This window comes from Pseudomonas sp. GW822-FHT03F04 (genome assembly GCF_058801405.1).
In genome coordinates, this window is sequence record NZ_JBXANF010000008.1 from 174,015 (window position 1) to 191,614 (window position 17,600).

The 17,600-nt window shown below is 60.5% G+C and carries 13 protein-coding genes and 4 tRNA genes; 4 read left to right on the top strand and 13 right to left on the bottom strand.

The window, feature by feature from the left end; genetic code table 11:
* The first annotated feature begins 68 nt into the window (after nucleotides 1–68).
* Nucleotides 69–1,760, top strand: coding sequence for a molecular chaperone HscC (locus AC1RMX_RS20205; protein ID WP_096821191.1), 1,692 nt, complete (start codon nucleotides 69–71; stop codon nucleotides 1,758–1,760).
* On the opposite strand, the gene AC1RMX_RS20210 is transcribed toward AC1RMX_RS20205, so the two are convergent.
* From AC1RMX_RS20210 to gltX, 12 genes are all read right to left on the bottom strand, one after another.
* Nucleotides 1,757–4,432, bottom strand: coding sequence for a DUF805 domain-containing protein (locus tag AC1RMX_RS20210; protein WP_493072838.1), 2,676 nt, complete (start codon nucleotides 4,430–4,432; stop codon nucleotides 1,757–1,759). The two genes, AC1RMX_RS20205 and AC1RMX_RS20210, sit on opposite strands and share 4 nt — an antisense overlap.
* Complete coding sequence (locus AC1RMX_RS20215; RefSeq protein ID WP_096821189.1) at nucleotides 4,429–5,124, bottom strand: DUF1266 domain-containing protein; 696 nt, start codon at nucleotides 5,122–5,124, stop codon at nucleotides 4,429–4,431. The genes AC1RMX_RS20210 and AC1RMX_RS20215 overlap by 4 nt, the downstream gene beginning before the upstream one ends.
* Nucleotides 5,125–5,309: 185 nt before the next feature.
* Nucleotides 5,310–5,756, bottom strand: coding sequence for an Hsp20 family protein (locus AC1RMX_RS20220; protein ID WP_102621524.1), 447 nt, complete (start codon nucleotides 5,754–5,756; stop codon nucleotides 5,310–5,312).
* A 120-nt stretch (nucleotides 5,757–5,876) separates the two neighbouring features.
* Nucleotides 5,877–6,836 carry a tRNA dihydrouridine synthase gene (locus AC1RMX_RS20225; protein ID WP_493072839.1) on the bottom strand — a complete coding sequence of 320 codons (960 nt, stop codon included), beginning with the start codon at nucleotides 6,834–6,836 and terminating at the stop codon, nucleotides 5,877–5,879.
* 35 nt (nucleotides 6,837–6,871) lie between these two features.
* On the bottom strand, nucleotides 6,872–7,333 hold the full coding sequence (locus AC1RMX_RS20230) for an acyl-CoA thioesterase (protein WP_085732471.1): 462 nt from the start codon (nucleotides 7,331–7,333) through the stop codon (nucleotides 6,872–6,874).
* A 47-nt stretch (nucleotides 7,334–7,380) separates the two neighbouring features.
* On the bottom strand, nucleotides 7,381–8,214 hold the full coding sequence (locus AC1RMX_RS20235; protein ID WP_493072841.1) for an alpha/beta fold hydrolase: 834 nt from the start codon (nucleotides 8,212–8,214) through the stop codon (nucleotides 7,381–7,383).
* Between the two features lie 30 nt (nucleotides 8,215–8,244).
* Nucleotides 8,245–8,784 (bottom strand): TetR/AcrR family transcriptional regulator, encoded by a 540-nt coding sequence (locus AC1RMX_RS20240; RefSeq protein WP_102621522.1) that lies wholly within the window; start codon nucleotides 8,782–8,784, stop codon nucleotides 8,245–8,247.
* A 181-nt stretch (nucleotides 8,785–8,965) separates the two neighbouring features.
* Nucleotides 8,966–9,041: transfer RNA gene (locus tag AC1RMX_RS20245), tRNA-Glu, on the bottom strand.
* Between the two features lie 78 nt (nucleotides 9,042–9,119).
* A tRNA-Ala gene (locus AC1RMX_RS20250) sits at nucleotides 9,120–9,195 on the bottom strand.
* Between the two features lie 53 nt (nucleotides 9,196–9,248).
* Nucleotides 9,249–9,324: transfer RNA gene (locus AC1RMX_RS20255), tRNA-Glu, on the bottom strand.
* A 79-nt stretch (nucleotides 9,325–9,403) separates the two neighbouring features.
* Nucleotides 9,404–9,480: transfer RNA gene (locus tag AC1RMX_RS20260), tRNA-Ala, on the bottom strand.
* Nucleotides 9,481–9,682: 202 nt separating this feature from the next.
* Nucleotides 9,683–11,164 carry a glutamate--tRNA ligase gene (gene gltX / locus AC1RMX_RS20265; protein WP_096821185.1) on the bottom strand — a complete coding sequence of 494 codons (1,482 nt, stop codon included), beginning with the start codon at nucleotides 11,162–11,164 and terminating at the stop codon, nucleotides 9,683–9,685.
* Nucleotides 11,165–11,394: 230 nt separating this feature from the next.
* On the opposite strand from gltX, the gene AC1RMX_RS20270 reads away from it, so the two are divergent.
* Nucleotides 11,395–12,444 carry an HlyD family secretion protein gene (locus AC1RMX_RS20270; protein ID WP_096821184.1) on the top strand — a complete coding sequence of 350 codons (1,050 nt, stop codon included), beginning with the start codon at nucleotides 11,395–11,397 and terminating at the stop codon, nucleotides 12,442–12,444.
* A complete protein-coding gene (locus tag AC1RMX_RS20275; RefSeq protein ID WP_096821183.1) occupies nucleotides 12,434–13,984 on the top strand; it encodes an MDR family MFS transporter in 1,551 nt (516 codons plus the stop codon). Before AC1RMX_RS20270 ends, AC1RMX_RS20275 begins: the two co-directional genes overlap by 11 nt.
* Nucleotides 13,985–14,044: 60 nt before the next feature.
* On the opposite strand, the gene uvrB is transcribed toward AC1RMX_RS20275, so the two are convergent.
* Complete coding sequence (gene uvrB, locus AC1RMX_RS20280) at nucleotides 14,045–16,060, bottom strand: excinuclease ABC subunit UvrB (protein WP_096821182.1); 2,016 nt, start codon at nucleotides 16,058–16,060, stop codon at nucleotides 14,045–14,047.
* A 336-nt stretch (nucleotides 16,061–16,396) separates the two neighbouring features.
* On the opposite strand from uvrB, the gene AC1RMX_RS20285 reads away from it, so the two are divergent.
* Entirely contained in the window at nucleotides 16,397–17,593 is a 1,197-nt protein-coding gene (locus tag AC1RMX_RS20285) for an amino acid aminotransferase (protein WP_096821181.1), read from the top strand.
* Nucleotides 17,594–17,600 lie beyond the last annotated feature (7 nt).

Genomic DNA, 17,600 nt, shown 5'->3' on the forward strand with positions numbered 1-17,600 from the left:
GCCGGTAATTGCCAGGGTTGGCGGCAACCTGTAGGGTCGCGTTTTTTCGCGCCGTTTCGAGATCGATCATGCAGGATGCAACCCTCCCCCGCCCGGCCCTGCTGGGCATTGACCTTGGTACCACCAACAGTTTGATCGCCGTCTGGCAGGACGGTCAGGCCCGGTTGATCCCCAACGCCCTCGGCGAGGTACTCACGCCTTCCGTCGTCAGCCTCGATGAAGACGACAGCATTCTGGTCGGCAAAGCCGCCCGCGCACGCCTGACCACCCACCCGGAACGCACAGCGGCGGCGTTCAAGCGATTCATGGGCAGTGAAAAACGTCTGGAACTGGGTGGGCGCTCATTCAGCCCGGAAGAACTCTCGGCGCTGGTGATCGGTTCGCTCAAACAGGATGCCGAGGCCTTTCTCGGTCATCCGGTGTCTGAAGCGGTGATTTCCGTGCCGGCGTATTTCAGTGACGAGCAGCGCAAACGCACGCTGTTCGCTGCCGAACTGGCAGGGCTGAAAGTCTCCCGACTGATCAACGAGCCGACCGCCGCGGCCATGGCGTACGGGCTGCACGAACAGAAATTCGAACGCACGCTGATCTTCGATCTGGGTGGCGGGACCTTCGATGTCACGGTGCTGGAATATGCGTTGCCGCTGATCGAGGTGCATGCGTCTACCGGTGACAACTTTCTGGGTGGCGAAGACTTTACCGAGGCCTTGCTGCAGGCGTGCCTCAAGGCATGGCAGCTCACCCCGGCGCACATTGAAGCCCAGAACCTGGCCAGCCTTTGCGACGCCCTTGAACAGCTCAAGTGCAAGCTCGCCGAAGGCACTCAAAGCCTGAACTGGCGCAATGGCGACATCTCGTATGAATGGACGCTGGACGAAGCGACAGCGCTGAAAGCCTGGGAACCGCTGCTGACTCGCTTGCGCGCCCCCATCGAACAGGCCTTGCGCGACGCCCGGCTCAAACCCCGCGACCTCGACAGCCTGGTGTTGGTGGGTGGTGCCACACGGATGCCGGCGGTGCAGCAAATGGTGGCCACACTGTTCGGACGCCTGCCTTATCGACACCTCGACCCGGACACGATTGTCGCACTGGGTGCGGCAACGCAAGCGGCGTGCAAGGCGCGCGATGGTGCGGTTGAGGAACTGATCCTGACCGACGTCTGCCCCTACACCCTGGGAATTTCGACCAGCCGCGGAGAAGGCATCAGCGGTGCTTTTTCACCGATCATCGAGCGCAATACCGTTATTCCGACTTCCCGCGTGCAAAAATTCCATACCACGCATGCGAATCAGTCACTGATCCGTATCGAGGTGTATCAGGGCGAGCGCCCGTGGGTGCGCGACAACATTTTCATCGACTCCTTCGACGTGGAGCTGACCCCGAGCGAGCATATCCAGGGCCTGGACGTACGCTTCAGCTACGATATCAACGGCCTGCTGGAGGTCGATGTGACCTTGCACGACAGCGGCAAACGCCACAGCCACAGCATCGACCGCAGCCCGACCGGGCTTGACGAAGAATCCAGGCAAACCAGCCACGACCGACTGATCGCCCTGAAAATCCATCCTCGCGATGCGCTGCCCAACCGAACCCTGCTGGCACGCCTGGAACGGGCCTGGATGCAGAGCCTGGGCGATGAGCGCGAGCAGATCGCCGAATGGCTGGACGCTTTCACCACCGTGCTCGGCGCCCAGCAATCGGCGGACATCACTCGCCATCGCACCCAGTTGAACAAGGCGCTCGACGAGTTGCGCCTTTAGGTTTCCAGCTGCCGCAAAGCGGCCTGCAAACCACCGGGCAACGCATCCCTTCCTGCACTGTCCGGTGGCACACCGTAGCGATTGAGCAACTGGTCGCCAGGCAGGAAGAACAGCGTCAGCGGCAAAAAGGGCAGGATCACGGACACCAGGCCGAACGCCAGCAACGTCGCAACTCCGCGGCCCAGATCATGCAACCGTCGGAGAACGACGCCGAGCAAACACGCGAAGCCTAGCCCCATCACAACAGTCCCGGACGTCGGTGTGCCACTCATCAGCGCGGCGACCGGGGTGATCAACACGACGGCCAATACCTGCCAGAAGAATGCCCCGCGCCCCAAGCGCGAGCCCCAACGCCAGAACGCCGCGGCAGGCACTGGCTGAGTATCGCCCTTGGCCAGCAACAGCACTTCACAGCGGGACAACAACGCACTGAACGCAAACCGCAGGCCGAGCCCGTTACCAGGGTCATCCTTGGCTTGCTGCAGACGTTGCAGGCGTTTTTGCCGAGGTACGCCGTTACGACCGAAAAGCACCAGTTCCTTGAGGGTATCGAGGGCCAGGTAAAAATCTTCGCTGTTGATCCCCTCATCTTCGAGTTCCTGCTGCGGAGGTCGCGGCGGCTCGCCCTTGATCAAGCCATGACGAAAACCATCGAACCATTCGGCAGGATTGACCACCTCGGTGATGCGGTCTATCAGGAAGCGGCGCTGCTTCGCATCGAACAAGGTGTCGTGATAAAGCACAGCACTCAGCAGCATACGCCCTAGCAGATCATCGTCGAACGCGGACATTTCGCTGCGCATGCACTCGAGCAAGCGGTCATTGCCCAGCAACCGAACGCTGTCGAGCGCCTCCTGAACACCAAGCAATTGCCGGGCAAGCATGGCATGCACCGGGTCCGCGCCTTGTAGCCAGCCGAGTATGGTCCCCAGGTCACCCTGTTCACGCATCAACCGGGTCAACAGCGGCTGCAACCGGCTGAGCGGATGGGCCGGGTTGAAGGTCAGGCGCTCGAGACACTGCACATCAACCATTTGCATCCAGCGTTCCGGCTGATCGAGCAATGCCCGCAGGAACAGTGTTTGGGCGTACCACGCCCAGACCGCCTCGCCCTCCCCGATCGACGGCAACACCGCGCCACGCTGAGCCAGTTCGAGCAGCAGCTTGAGATCGGACACATCGCTGTCAGCTTTCGGGTCATCGAGCTTGAACGCCTCGGCGATACGTTCCAGGGCAACGTGACTGTAGGGGCGCAATCGGCGCAACCACACCCGGCAAACATCGTGTGGCGTGCTTTTCATCAACGCTTCGGGCAACTGCGCCGAGGCTGCGTCGTCGGCAACGAAGGCTTGCATGGCCAGCGCAATCGGCGCCCGGCTCAGCCAGCGAACGTGTTGCTCAGCCTGGTACTTGAAGCCACCCAGCACCAGCGCTTCGAGTGCGTCAAACGGCAGCGGCTCATCCAGTAACTGTTGCAACAATTGTGTATCCCCACGATGCAGCGCCCAGGCATGTCGATAGAGACGCTGCAACCGTGAATCGTCATGCTCGCCAAGCAGTTGCGCCAGCAGGGGCAACTCGTCGCCGGTCAGCCGCCAATCGACAAAGGCTTGCGCCAGGCCTCGCAGTTCGAGCTGGCCGATGCCCAGCCAACGCATCATCGTTTCCGGGCGCTGTGCGGGGCTGCCAAAAACCTGAGTGGCGTGGGCCAGATCGACGGGCCAGTCACTGAACGACTCCAGGCGATCGAACGCCTGTATCAGCAGTGGCAAAAAGTCCGGCAGGCGCTTGGCGCACAATGCAAGCAACTGGCTCTCGGCCTTGGGATGGCGGTGCTCCTGCCACAAGCGAATCCAGTACGGCAGCGCCTGATCGTCCAGACCCAACAGACTGCTCTGGCACGCCAGCAAATACAGCCAATCGACATCATCCGGCGACGCGCGGTGCTGCTCGATGCACAGCTGCAAAAAGCTTTCGCCGCCGATGCCGGCCTGCGTGAACAGCACCGTCAGGCGCTTGAGGTAAACCGCGTCGTCGGGTAACGGCAGGCATGTGTGCTGGCGAGCGAAATCTTCGAACTCTTGGAGTGGCCGCTCGGCGAAAACGAAATCCAGACTTCGCGCATACCACAGGGTTTCCATTTGCGCCGCCTCCGACCACTCCCCCATCAGCGACGTATCAAACGGGTCGGAGGTGCTGATCCGGTCGAGGAACGCTTCAACGTGTCGGGCCTGATCGAAGCCCAGATCCAGCAACTGATGCTCCCACCCCATGCGCCGGGCCAGAACGCTTGCACAGCGGTAGGACAGCGGACCGGCGTTGGCCGTGCGCCAGAACAATTCCCAGCGCAGCTCATCAAGCTCCCCGAGTGGCAGTTGATCGAGGGCTTTGACAAAGTCCTGCCAGGCGCCGCTGTTGAAGCGCCGCGTCGGATCGCTCAGCAGCGAATCAAATTCGACAAACGTCTTGCGCGACACTGGCTCTTCAGGCGCATCCGGCTCCTCTTCATTGTCACGCGCCTCGCGGATTGCATGTTCGTAGGCCTGGCGAAGCGCTTGAAAACCGTCGGGATCGGTCTCCGGGTGATGCTCCGGCAATCGTGCGCGGTAGGCATTGCGGATCAGGGTTTCATCCGTGGTGGGTTCAATGCCCAGACGTATCCAGCAACTCATGACCAGTCCAACTCCTCAAGTGACTCCGGCCGTTGCGGCACGTCCAGTTCCATCTGCCATGGCAGGTCTGCAAGAAACACCGGAATGTTCTGATTGAGTCCGTGAACAATCAGCAGATTGTTCGAAAATATCCCCTGCCGATCCAGCTCGAAGGCCAGCTCGTCATCGCTTTTACTCATGAGACTCCAGAACGCACGACCCACCAGGAAGCCATTGAAATAGGCCAGCCAATTGCTGTAATGGAATTGCGCCCTGACTGCCAGCCGACTGTGCAACCAGATGCTCTCGGCCACATCGATCCACTGGTTGCGCACGCCGCAACGCAGGAGAAATCCCATGCGCCCGTAATCCCAGGACAGAATCCCGCCGGGCCCGCAATTGCCGAAGGTGCGACTGGCGAACTGGTGCAGGATGCGCTCTCGAGGTTCAAGTTTTTCGAGCAACGCCTGCCATTCACTCGGCAGACAATGCTCCCAGGCACGAAAGGCGTCTTCGAGATGAGTGGCATGGCCGTTGTCGGTCATTCTTTCGAGCATTTCGAACAACTGCTCGCGGTCATCAATGCCCCAGCTTTCGCGCAGATTGATGTATTTGTCTTTGCAGAACGCGGGAGCGTCGTACCACGTGCCAGGATTGAGCGCCGCCATCGGCGCAGAGAGGGCCCACAGCCAACGCTGCTGAATCTCGTCCATGAAAAATGCTCCAGGCCGACCGGAAAGGAATGGGGCCGGCAAAACTGCGGCGGATTGTAGAGAAACCGTCGCTGGCGGCAAAGCCGAACTGCAGTTTTCCTGCGCCCACAAAAAAGGCCCCGACGTATCGGGGCCTTCATTCAGCGGCTTATCGCCCGTTCAGACGACTTGTTTCTGCAAGTGAATCAGTGTTGCAGCGCCGGCTTCTGCGTCCCGTTGATCGGGATGCGTTTGGCTTTCGCCTCTTCCGGGATCACACGCAGCAGATCGATGCTCAGCAGGCCGTTGCTCAGGCCGGCGGCCTTGATCTCGATGTGATCGGCCAGGCGGAAGGACAGCTTGAATGCACGCTGGGCAATGCCCTGGTGCAGGAAAGTGACGCCTTCGTTCGCGTCACGCTTGCCGCCACTGATGGTCAGCACGCCTTTCTCGACTTGCAGTTCCAGGTCTTCTTCCTGGAAACCGGCCGCCGCCACGACGATGCGGTATTGATCGTCACCGTGTTTTTCGACGTTGTAAGGCGGATAGCTGCTGCCTGGCTCGTTGCGCAGGGCGGTTTCGAACAGGTCGTTGAAACGGTCGAAGCCTACCGAGGAACGGAACAGTGGTGCGAGGGAAAATGCAGTACTCATGGTTCAAATCTCCTGAAAACAATCAGCAAGTTTTTTTGTCTCCGCGACCCGAATTCGGCATCGCGTAACCCTTAGATAGGGACCTGCGTTTTGTTTTCAAGAGATTGTTCGGAGATTTTTTCAGGCGGCTTCGGCGACCGGCAAGCCCAGCAAACGCGAGACGTGATCCGGCTCGGTTTCTCGGCGCAACACGGTGAACAGCTCGGTAGCCTCAACATAATTGCGGGTCAGCATCGCCAGCCATTGCTTCAAGCGGCCCGGGGATTGGCGTGCTGTCATCTGCACCTTGGCTTGCAGCCAGAAGTCCTGGATCAGCGGCAGCAGCTCGGCCCAGGTCATCTCGACGACTTCCTCGCCGGCACGGGCGGCAGCGATCTGACGGGCCAGATCCGGACGCGACACCAGGCCGCGACCGAGCATGATGTCCTCGACGCCGCTGATTTCCCGGCAGCGGCGCCAGTCTTCGACGCTCCAGATGTCACCGTTGGCGAACACCGGCACCTTGACCACGTCCTGCACGCGCGGAATCCACTCCCAATGAGCCGGTGGCTTGTAGCCGTCCATCTTGGTCCGGGCGTGAACCACAATGTGCTCGGCGCCGCCCTCGGCAAGCGCGGTGGCACACACCAACGAGCCGTCCGGGCTATCGAAACCGAGGCGCATCTTGGCGGTGACCGGAATATGCGCCGGTACGGCACGCCGCACGTGTTCGACGATCTGGTTGAGCAGCTCCGGCTCCTTGAGCAGCACCGCACCGCCACGAGACTTGTTGACGGTCTTGGCCGGGCAGCCGAAGTTCAGATCGATCACTTCAGAGCCCAGTTCGCAGGCCAGCGCAGCGTTTTCCGCCAGGCATACCGGATCGGAACCCAGCAACTGCACGCGCAACGGTACGCCGGAAGCTGTGCGGGCACCGTTGAGCAATTCAGGGCCGAACTTGTGGAAATAGGCCGGAGTCAGCAACTGGTCGTTGACCCGGATGAACTCGGTCACGCACCAGTCGATACCGCCGACACGGGTCAGGACATCGCGCAGGATGTCATCGACCAACCCTTCCATCGGCGCCAAAGCAATTTGCATGGGAAACACACACTCAAGGAAAAACGTGCGGCAGTTTACTGGGTTTCGCGGGTTAAACCCATGTCCGCTGTCTGGATGGCTGGGCCGTAGCCTTCGATGAACTCGGCGGGCATGCGCTTGGGCCTGCCGGTGGACAGCTCGATGCAGACGAAGGTGGTCTGGGCGCGCAGCAGCGTGGTGTTGTCGCTGGGGCGAATCAGCTGGAAGTGACGGGTCATTTTCAGGCGCTGATCCCAATCGACGATCCAGGTCGCCAATTGCAGTTCATCACCTTCGTAGGCGGCCGCCAGGTAGTCGATTTCGTGCCGCACCACCGCCATCGCCCGATCCAGACGACGGTACTCGACCAGATCCAGACCCAGCCGCTGCGAGTGGCGCCAGGCGCAACGTTCGAGCCAGGAGACGTACACCGCGTTGTTCGCGTGCCCCAGCCCGTCGATGTCCTCGGCGCCCACTTGCAGATCAATGGTAAACGGCGTTGCCCGATCCCAGCCCATGCCCTACTCCCGGTCAAATGATTCAACCGAGGCAGTGTAACGGATGACTACGCCGATTGCCGCGCCTGAAGGCTGCGACCGGCCAGCAGTGATAACACGCCATCAATCACCCGAGGGTCGGCCAGCACGCGCTGGTGACCGCCGTCTTCCAGCCGCAGCAGTCGGCTATCGAACCAGGATTCGTGGATCAGTTGAGATTCCTTGACCGAGACGAAGGTGTCGTCTTCGGCGTGCACGATCAGGCCTGGCATATCCAGCTGATAGTGGGCGACATCAAGGGTCGCGGCGCGCATTCCGACGTCTTGTTCGACCTGCCGGATGAAGGCAGAACGAGCTCTTGGCGGCATCCCGACGTAACGGGCAAACCCGCGCAACACGCCCAGAATTCGGGCCGGTGCGGCAATGCTGACCAGGGTTTCAGTGCGCAACCCCAATTGCACCGCGAGCATGGCGCTGGCGCCGCCCATGGAGTGGCCGATGACGGCTTGCAGCGGTGGCAATTCAGCGGCGGCTTCGAGCATGGCGCGGGCAAACAGTACGACGTTGGCTTCGCGCCCCGGCGAACGACCGTGGGCCGGACCGTCGAGAGCGACAACGGTGTAACCGGATTCGACCAGCGCCGTGATCAGCGCGGCAAACTGGGTCGGACGCCCTTCCCAACCGTGCATCAGCAGAACCGTCGGACCTTGCCCCCAGCGCAGCGCGGAGAGGCCGAAACGCAAAGTGATCCGCTCGGATTTCGCCAGCAGCGGCAATTCCCAATCCCGTGGCGCATTGGCGCGTGGGGTCATGAATGCCAGCCGCATTTTGCTTGCCACCAGTTTCGGTGCAAACCAGCCCAAGGTGCCATTAACGCCGCGAACCCACTTCAACGTGCTCATCGCTCTCTCCTCAGGCTCGTTGCCTTCAGGTCAACGCACCGCCGACTTGGCAGCGCGCAGCAATCGATCGGATAAATCACCAGGCCCCAACGCCCTTGAGAGCGCCAGACCACCTACCATCAAGGCCACGTCGGCCAACGTTTTATCGATGTCTTCAGGGCTTGAAGCCAACTGCGCGATCATCAACTCCAGGTGCTCGTTCAGTGCGATGCGGAACTCTTCCGGCAGCCGTCCCAGCTCACCGATGGATGCCGGGATCGGGCAGGCCGAATCGCTGGAATCACGGTGTTTGCGCGACAGGTAGAACGCTGCCACCAGGGCGCGACGTTCTTCGCCGGTCAATTCAGAGTCCATGTCGGCGATCAGGTCTCGGCGACGCCCCAGCAACTGCTTGAACGCCTCAAGCATCATGGCGTCCTTGCTTTCGAAGTGCGCATAGAAGCCACCGACAGTCAGGCCGGCGGCGCCCATCACTTCACCCACACTCGGCTCGGCCGGGCCACGCTGGATCAGTGCGGCGCTGGCAGCCTTGAGGATGCGTTCGCGGGTTTGAGCTTTTTTGTCGTTCATCGTTGCCTCCGAATATTACGATTAGAATATTATTCTCATAATAATATTCTGCAAGTCGAAAATATGACCGCTGGTCTGAAGCACAGTTTAAGGAAAAAGGAGATTTGGCCAAACGCCAGACAAACAAAAGGGCCATTCAATAATTGAATGACCCTTATAAATCCCGCAGAGCGGGTAATCGTGGCGTCCCCTAGGGGACTCGAACCCCTGTTACCGCCGTGAAAGGGCGGTGTCCTAGGCCACTAGACGAAGGGGACACAAACCTTCTATACAACTGATCAGTGCTGAGATCTGATCGATTCAAGGTCGGTGTGGCCAGACCTTGAACTGTAAATTGGTGGAGCTAGACGGGATCGAACCGTCGACCTCTTGCATGCCATGCAAGCGCTCTCCCAGCTGAGCTATAGCCCCGGATTTTTCGCCTCGCGGCGGAGCGACATCTTGCAACATCGCTTCTGTAAAACTGGCGTCCCCTAGGGGACTCGAACCCCTGTTACCGCCGTGAAAGGGCGGTGTCCTAGGCCACTAGACGAAGGGGACGCAAACCCTTCTATACAACTGATCAACGCTGAGTGTTGATCGCTTCGAAGCCGGTGTGGCCAGGCTTCGAAGTGTAAATTGGTGGAGCTAGACGGGATCGAACCGTCGACCTCTTGCATGCCATGCAAGCGCTCTCCCAGCTGAGCTATTAGCCCCTCATCGTTGATGTCATCGCTGAGGACGGGGCGAATCTTAAGGGCGTATCGAAAGGCTGTCAAACTTATTTTTGAAAAATTTCAAAATTTTTTGTCGGCATAACAATCACTTACCACCCTCCCCCCGTAAATTCGGGGGAAAACGCCGAAGGACGGGATCAAAAGATCCTGACCTCCGGCGCGTCCTGCAGAGTCAAACGCAATCAGGCGATAGCGCCCAACAGCTTTTCCCACTCTTTGTTTTCTTTCTTCGACACGCCGCCCAGCAGGTCAATCGCCTGGCGCAGACGGAAACGGGTCAGGTCCGGCCCGAGAATTTCCATCGCATCAAGCACCGATACCGAGCTCGCCTGACCGGTGATCGCGGCAAACATCAACGGCATCGCATCACGCAGTTTCAGTTCGAGGGATTCGACTACCGCCTGAATCGTAGCCGTGATGCTGTCCTTCTCCCACTGACGCAGGCTTTCGAGCTTCCACAGGATCAACTGCATCAGTTGACGAACCTGATCGCCCGAGAGCTTTTTCGATTCGAACAGCTTGGCATCCGGATTCACGCCACCGGCAAAGAAGAAACCGCCCAGCGGTGCAACCTGGCTGAACGTCTCGACGCGGCCCTGAACCAGCGGTGCGATCTTCATCATGTATTCGGAGTTGAACGCCCACTTCTGTACGCGAGCGGCGAACTCTTCCACCGGCAGATCACGCAGCCACTGGCCGTTGAGCCACGACAGCTTCTCGATGTCGAAAATCGGCCCGCCCAGCGAGACGCGCTTGAGGTCGAAGTTGTCGACCATTTCCTGCAGCGAGAACTTCTCGCGCTCGTCCGGCATCGACCAGCCCATGCGGCCCAGGTAGTTGAGCATGGCTTCCGGCATGAAACCCATGCGCTCGTAGAACGTCACCGAGGTCGGGTTCTTGCGCTTGGACAGCTTGCTCTTGTCCGGGTTACGCAGCAGCGGCATGTAGCACAGCTCCGGTTGTTCCCAGCCGAAGTATTCATAGAGCAGGATCAGTTTCGGCGCCGAAGGCAGCCATTCTTCACCGCGCAGCACGTGGGTGATGCCCATCAGGTGATCGTCGACCACGTTGGCCAGGAAGTACGTCGGCAGACCGTCGGTCTTCATCAGTACCTGCATGTCCATGCGATCCCACGGGATCTCGACGTCGCCACGCAGCATGTCCGGAACAACGCACACGCCTTCGCTCGGCACTTTCATACGGATCACGTGCGGCTCGCCCGCAGCCAGGCGACGGGCGACTTCTTCCTTGGACAGCAACAGCGCACGGCCGTCGTAACGCGGGGTTTCGCCGCGCGCCATTTGTTCGGCGCGCATCTGGTCCAGCTCTTCGGCGGTGCAGAAGCACGGGAAGGCGTGGCCCAGGTCGACCAGTTGCTGGCAGTACTTCTGATAGATGTCGCCACGTTCGCTCTGACGATAAGGACCGTGCGGGCCGCCGACGTCCGGGCCTTCGCTCCAGTCGATACCGAGCCAGCGCAGAGCGTCGAAGATCTGCTGTTCGGACTCGCGGGTCGAGCGCAACTGATCGGTGTCTTCGATGCGCAGGATGAACTCACCGCCGTGCTGCTTGGCAAAGCAGTAGTTGAACAATGCGATGTAAGCGGTACCTACGTGGGGATCCCCGGTAGGCGATGGCGCGATGCGAGTGCGGACGGTGGTCATGGCATGTCTCGAAAAGAATGAAAAGCAAAGAACGATCAAGCGGCGAATGGTAACAGGCGACACCCGCCCCGCTCCAGCGGACAGGGCATTTAAGCCAACTTTGCGTCTGTAACGCCCGTTGGCCGTGGTGAATGGCTGAATATCAGCAGACGGCATTTACCGCTCATCGGCTGTATGCCAGATTCGCCTGCTGATAACTTTCCTTACAATTCCTCGACTACAGTTTGCCCATGCCTGCCCAACTCAAGCGTCGCCTGTTCATTTTCCTGCTGCTCGTCCTGCTGATTGCCGGGGGCTTTTTTGCTCATTGGTTTTTCAAGGGACGCTTTTATGAAAGCACCGACAACGCCTATGTCCAGGGTGAAATCACCCGCGTGTCGAGCCAGTTGAGCGCACGCATCGACGAAGTCCTGGTGCAGGACAACCAGCATGTGGAAAAAGGCCAGTTGCTGGTGCGTCTCGAAGGCGATGATTTCCGTCTCGCGGTCGATCGCGCCAACGCCGCCCTCGCCACCCGCGAGGCCGAGCGCCTGCAAGCCCAGAGCAAACTGACCCAGCAAGCCAGCCTGATCGCTGCCAGCGACGCACAGGTAGCAACCACGCAAGCCACCCTCGGCCGCTCGCAGGTCGATTTGTCACGGGCAGAAACCCTGCGCAAACCCGGCTACGTCTCCGAGGAGCGGGTCACCACCCTCTCCGCCGACGCCCACATCGCCCGCTCGCAAGTGGCCAAGGCCCAGGCCGATGCGCAGAGTCAGCGCCAGCAAGTCAACGCGCTGAGCGCCGAAATCAAACGCCTCGACGCACAGATCTCCAACGCCCGCGCCGACCTCGCCCAGGCCGAGCTGAACCTGACCCGCAGCGAAATCCACGCACCGATCAGCGGCCTGATCGGCCAGCGCGCCGCACGCAATGGTCAAATCGTGCAGGCCGGCGCTTACTTGTTGTCGATCGTTCCGGACGAAGACATCTGGGTGCAGGCCAACTTCAAGGAAACCCAGATCGGCCACATGCTGCCGGGCCAGAAAGCCGAACTGGTCTTCGACGCTTATGGCGATACGCCGATCGAAGCGCGGGTCGACAGCCTGTTCGCCGCCTCCGGCGCACAGTTCAGCCTGTTGCCGCCGGACAACGCCACCGGCAACTTCACCAAGGTCGTGCAGCGGATTCCGGTCAAGCTGACCTTCAAGGCCGATAACCCGTTGCACGGCAAGATCCGTCCGGGCATGTCGGTCACCGCCACCGTGAATATCAAAGACGCCCCAGACAATGGCCGGTGATCAACTGATCCGCCCGGTCGGCGAACCGACCCGGCGGGACTGGATCGCGGTGATGAGCGTCATGCTCGGCGCGTTCATGGCGGTGCTCGACATCCAGATCACCAACTCGTCGCTCAAGGATATTCAGGGCGCCCTGTCGGCGACGCTGGAAGAAGGCTCGTGGATTTCCACCTCCTATCTGGTGGCGGAAATCATCATGATCCCGCTGACCGCGTGGCTGGTGCAGTTGCTTTCGGCGCGGCGGCTGGCAGTGTGGGTATCGCTGGGGTTTCTGATTTCGTCGTTGCTGTGTTCGATGGCCTGGAGCCTCGACAGCATGATCGTGTTCCGCGCCATGCAGGGCTTCACCGGCGGCGCGCTGATCCCGCTGGCCTTCACCCTGACCCTGATCAAACTCCCCGAACACCACCGCGCCAAAGGCATGGCGATGTTTGCCATGACCGCCACCTTCGCCCCCTCCATCGGCCCGACCCTCGGCGGCTGGCTCACGGAGAACTGGGGCTGGGAATACATCTTCTACATCAACATTCCGCCGGGGCTGATCATGATCGCCGGGCTGATGTACGGTCTGGAGAAAAAAGAAGCGCACTGGGAACTGCTGAAAAGCACCGATTACACCGGCATTCTCACGCTGGGTATCGGACTGGGATGTTTGCAGGTCTTTCTTGAGGAAGGCCATCGCAAGGACTGGCTGGAATCGAGCCTGATCGTGACACTGGGCAGCATCGCCCTGCTGAGCCTGATCACCTTTGTGATCGTGCAGGTTTCCAAACCCAATCCGCTGATCAACCTCGGCATCCTGCGCAATCGCAACTTCGGGCTGTCGAGCATTTCCAGCCTTGGCATGGGGGTCGGGCTGTACGGCTCGATCTATCTGCTGCCGCTGTACCTGGCGCAGATCCAGAATTACAACGCCTTGCAGATTGGCGAAGTGATCATGTGGATGGGCGTTCCCCAGCTATTTCTGATTCCACTGGTGCCGAAACTGATGAAGTTCGTGTCGCCGAAATGGCTGTGCACGATCGGCTTCGGCCTGTTCGGGCTGGCGAGTTTTTCATCCGGCGTGCTCAACCCGGACTTTGCCGGACCGCAGTTCAATCAGATCCAGATCATCCGCGCCCTCGGCCAGCCGCTGATCATGGTGACCATTTCGCTGATCGCCACGGCGTACATCCTGCCGCAGGACGCGGGCTCGGCATCGAGTCTGTTCAACATCCTGCGCAACCTCGGCGGCGCCATCGGCATTGCCCTGCTCGCGACGTTGCTGGATGCGCGCACCAAGACCTACTTCGATTACCTGCGTGAAGCCGTGGTACCCACCAATCCGCAGGTGGCCGAACGGCTGGCGTCGATGGCCGATCGCTTCGGCAGTGACACGGCGGCGCTGGGGAAATTGAGCGAGATCGTTCATCAGCAGGCGCTGATCATGGCCTACAACGATGCGTTTCGTTTTGTCGGGATTGCACTGGGGATCAGCATGCTGGCGATCTTGCTGACCAAGAAACTGCCCGCCGGCCTGAAGGCCGGCGAGGCGCACTAACCTTGAGTGGACGCAGAGCGTCCAGGTCTGCATTCCCACGCAGAGCGTGGGAACGATCAGTCAGACCGCCAACAATCGCTCGCGCATTTTGGCAATCTCGTCGCGCATCTGCGCCGCCGCTTCGAATTCCAGGTCGCGGGCCAGCTGGTACATCTTCTCTTCCAGTTGGCGGATGCGCTTGGTGATCTCGCTCGGCGAGCGCAGTTCGGCTTCGTACTTGGCGTTCTCTTCGGCGGCCTTGGCCATGCCTTTGCGCTTCTTGCTGCGCGAACCGGGCACGGTGGCGCCTTCCATGATGTCGGCGACGTCCTTGAACACGCCCTTCGGTGTGATGCCGTTGGCCAGGTTGAAGGCGATCTGCTTGTCGCGACGGCGCTCGGTTTCGCCGATTGCACGCTCCATCGAACCGGTCATGCGATCCGCGTATAGAATCGCCCGGCCATTGAGGTTACGTGCCGCGCGACCGATGGTCTGGATCAGTGAACGCTCGGAACGCAGGAAGCCTTCCTTGTCCGCATCGAGGATCGCCACCAGCGAGACTTCCGGCATGTCCAGGCCTTCACGCAGCAGGTTGATCCCCACCAGCACATCGAAGGTGCCCAGGCGCAGGTCGCGAATGATTTCGACCCGCTCGACGGTGTCGATGTCCGAATGCAGATAACGCACGCGCACGCCGTGATCGGCCAGGTAATCGGTCAGGTCTTCGGCCATGCGCTTGGTCAGCGTGGTGACCAGCACCCGCTCCTCCACCGCCACACGCTTGGTGATTTCCGAAAGCAGATCGTCGACCTGGGTCAGCGCCGGACGCACCTCAACCTGCGGGTCGACCAGACCGGTCGGGCGCACCACTTGCTCGATCACCCGCCCGGCGTGCTCGGCTTCGTAGTTGCCGGGCGTGGCCGAGACGAAAATCGTCTGCGGGCTCACCCCTTCCCACTCGTCGAACCGCATCGGCCGGTTGTCCAGCGCCGATGGCAGGCGGAAGCCGTATTCCACCAGGGTTTCCTTGCGCGAACGGTCACCCTTATACATCGCGCCGACTTGCGGCACGCTGACGTGGGATTCGTCGATCACCAGCAAGGCGTCGGCTGGCAGGTAATCGTAGAGCGTCGGCGGCGCCGCACCGGCCGGGCGTCCGGACAGGTAACGCGAGTAGTTTTCGATGCCGTTGCAGTAGCCGAGTTCGAGGATCATCTCCAGGTCGAACCGGGTGCGTTGCTCCAGACGCTGGGCTTCCACCAGCTTGTTGTTGTTGCGCAGGTATTCAAGGCGTTCCTGCAACTCGACCTTGATCCCCTCGATGGCGTCGAGCAGGGTTTCCCGGGGCGTCACGTAGTGGCTCTTCGGATAGAAGGTGAAGCGCGGCAGCTTGCGGATGACCTCACCGGTGAGCGGGTCGAACGCGGAAATGCTTTCCACCTCGTCATCGAACAACTCGATACGGATCGCTTCGAGATCGGATTCCGCCGGGTAGATGTCGATTACATCGCCGCGCACACGGAACGTGGCCCGGGCGAAATCCATGTCATTGCGGGTGTATTGCAGGTCGGCCAGACGCCGCACCAGCGCACGCTGATCGAGCTTGTCGCCGCGATCGACGTGCAAGACCATTTTCAAATAGGTTTCCGGGCTGCCCAGACCGTAGATGCACGACACCGTGGTGACGATGATCGCGTCCTTGCGCTCCAGCAATGCCTTAGTTGCCGACAGACGCATCTGCTCGATGTGGTCGTTGATCGACGCATCCTTCTCGATGAAGGTGTCGGACGATGGCACATAGGCTTCAGGCTGGTAGTAGTCGTAGTAGGAAACGAAGTATTCGACGGCGTTGTTCGGGAAGAACGACTTGAACTCGCCATACAACTGTGCGGCCAGGGTCTTGTTCGGCGCCAGCACCAGGGTCGGACGCTGTACCTGGGCAATCACGTTGGCGATGCTGAAGGTCTTGCCCGAGCCGGTCACACCGAGCAGGGTCTGGTGCGCCAGCCCGGCTTCGATGCCCTCGACCATCTGGCGAATGGCTTCAGGCTGATCGCCGGCTGGGTCGAATCGGGTGACGAGCTGGAATTCAGACATAAACACCTCTGGATTCGCGACGCTGCGGACAAACCGGAGCCCCACGAGAAAGACCGCAAACGACCGATGTCGCGCAAGGAAAAACGAAGATTGTGCTGAATGTGGAGCCGATTGCCTCGCCTTTCAAGGCAAACGTCCTACATCCGGTAAAGTCTCCGACAAGTCCATTCGACTAACGGTCGAGAAATAATCGGAAAAACTTACCTTAAAAGCCGAATCGCCTGTCGCCATTGATCGATGATGGCCTCTATACTAGCTCCCCGTTTGTGCACCGCTCTAGTGCATTCGGCTGGAGCGCCACACGTCCCTCCACTCTCCATTAGAGCTGCCGTAAAAATGAGCCTGTTCTCCGCTGTCGAAATGGCACCCCGCGATCCAATCCTGGGCCTCAACGAAGCATTCAACGCCGATACCCGGACCAATAAGGTCAACCTCGGGGTGGGTGTGTACTGCAACGAAGAGGGGCGAATTCCACTCCTGCGCGCCGTCATCGAAGCCGAAACCATTCGCGCTGCTCAGCATGCCTCCCGTGGCTATCTGCCAATCGACGGCATCGCTGCCTACGACCAGGCCGTGCAAAAGCTGCTGTTCGGCAATGATTCGCCACTGCTGGCGGCTGGCCGAGTTGTCACCACTCAGGCGGTCGGCGGTACCGGCGCACTGAAAATCGGTGCCGACTTCCTCAAGCAACTGCTGCCGAATGCCGTCGTGGCGATCAGCGATCCGAGCTGGGAAAACCACCGCGCGCTGTTCGAAACCGCCGGTTTCCCGGTGCAGAACTATCGCTACTACGACGCCGCCACCCACGACGTGAACCGTGCCGGCCTGCTCGAAGACCTCAACGCCCTGCCGAACGGCTCGATCATCGTGCTGCACGCCTGCTGCCACAACCCGACCGGTGTCGACCTGAGCCCGGCTGACTGGAACAACGTGCTGGAAGCGGTCAAGGCCAAAGGTCACGTGCCGTTCCTCGACATGGCTTACCAGGGCTTTGGTGACGGCATCGCCGAAGACGCCGCTGCCGTGCGTCTGTTCGCCGACTCCGGCCTGACCTTCTTCGTGTCGAGCTCGTTCTCCAAGTCGTTCTCGCTGTACGGCGAGCGCGTCGGTGCCCTGTCGATCATCAGCGAATCGAAAGAAGAAAGCGCGCGCGTGCTGTCGCAAGTCAAACGCGTGATCCGCACCAACTACTCCAACCCGCCGACCCACGGTGCAAGCATCGTTGCTGCGGTGTTGAACAGCCCGGAACTGCGCGCCCAGTGGGAAGCGGAACTGGCTGAAATGCGCCTGCGCATTCGCGGCATGCGCGAGCAGATGGTCGCTCTGCTGGCGAAGAAAGCCCCGCAGCGTGACTTCAGCTTCGTCGGTCGCCAGCGCGGCATGTTCTCCTACTCCGGCCTGACCACCGAGCAGGTTCACCGCCTGCGCAACGAGTTCGGCATCTACGCCCTGGACACCGGCCGCATCTGCGTCGCTGCGCTGAACCAGAGCAACATCGAAGTCGTGACGGACGCCATCGTTCAGGTCATCTGACCTGACG

Excerpts from the sequence above, each read along its gene's own strand:
- AC1RMX_RS20275 (WP_096821183.1), top strand. The coding sequence starts at position 12,434 with ATGGCCGGTGATCAACTGATCCGCCCGGTCGGCGAACCGACCCGGCGG.
- uvrB (WP_096821182.1), bottom strand. The coding sequence starts at position 16,060 with ATGTCTGAATTCCAGCTCGTCACCCGATTCGACCCAGCCGGCGATCAG.
- AC1RMX_RS20230 (WP_085732471.1), bottom strand. The coding sequence starts at position 7,333 with ATGGGCTGGGATCGGGCAACGCCGTTTACCATTGATCTGCAAGTGGGC.
- AC1RMX_RS20285 (WP_096821181.1), top strand. The coding sequence starts at position 16,397 with ATGAGCCTGTTCTCCGCTGTCGAAATGGCACCCCGCGATCCAATCCTG.
- AC1RMX_RS20210 (WP_493072838.1), bottom strand. The coding sequence starts at position 4,432 with ATGAGTTGCTGGATACGTCTGGGCATTGAACCCACCACGGATGAAACC.
- AC1RMX_RS20215 (WP_096821189.1), bottom strand. The coding sequence starts at position 5,124 with ATGGACGAGATTCAGCAGCGTTGGCTGTGGGCCCTCTCTGCGCCGATG.
- AC1RMX_RS20235 (WP_493072841.1), bottom strand. The coding sequence starts at position 8,214 with ATGAGCACGTTGAAGTGGGTTCGCGGCGTTAATGGCACCTTGGGCTGG.
- AC1RMX_RS20270 (WP_096821184.1), top strand. The coding sequence starts at position 11,395 with ATGCCTGCCCAACTCAAGCGTCGCCTGTTCATTTTCCTGCTGCTCGTC.
- AC1RMX_RS20240 (WP_102621522.1), bottom strand. The coding sequence starts at position 8,784 with ATGAACGACAAAAAAGCTCAAACCCGCGAACGCATCCTCAAGGCTGCC.
- AC1RMX_RS20205 (WP_096821191.1), top strand. The coding sequence starts at position 69 with ATGCAGGATGCAACCCTCCCCCGCCCGGCCCTGCTGGGCATTGACCTT.
- gltX (WP_096821185.1), bottom strand. The coding sequence starts at position 11,164 with ATGACCACCGTCCGCACTCGCATCGCGCCATCGCCTACCGGGGATCCC.
- AC1RMX_RS20225 (WP_493072839.1), bottom strand. The coding sequence starts at position 6,836 with ATGCAAATTGCTTTGGCGCCGATGGAAGGGTTGGTCGATGACATCCTG.
- AC1RMX_RS20220 (WP_102621524.1), bottom strand. The coding sequence starts at position 5,756 with ATGAGTACTGCATTTTCCCTCGCACCACTGTTCCGTTCCTCGGTAGGC.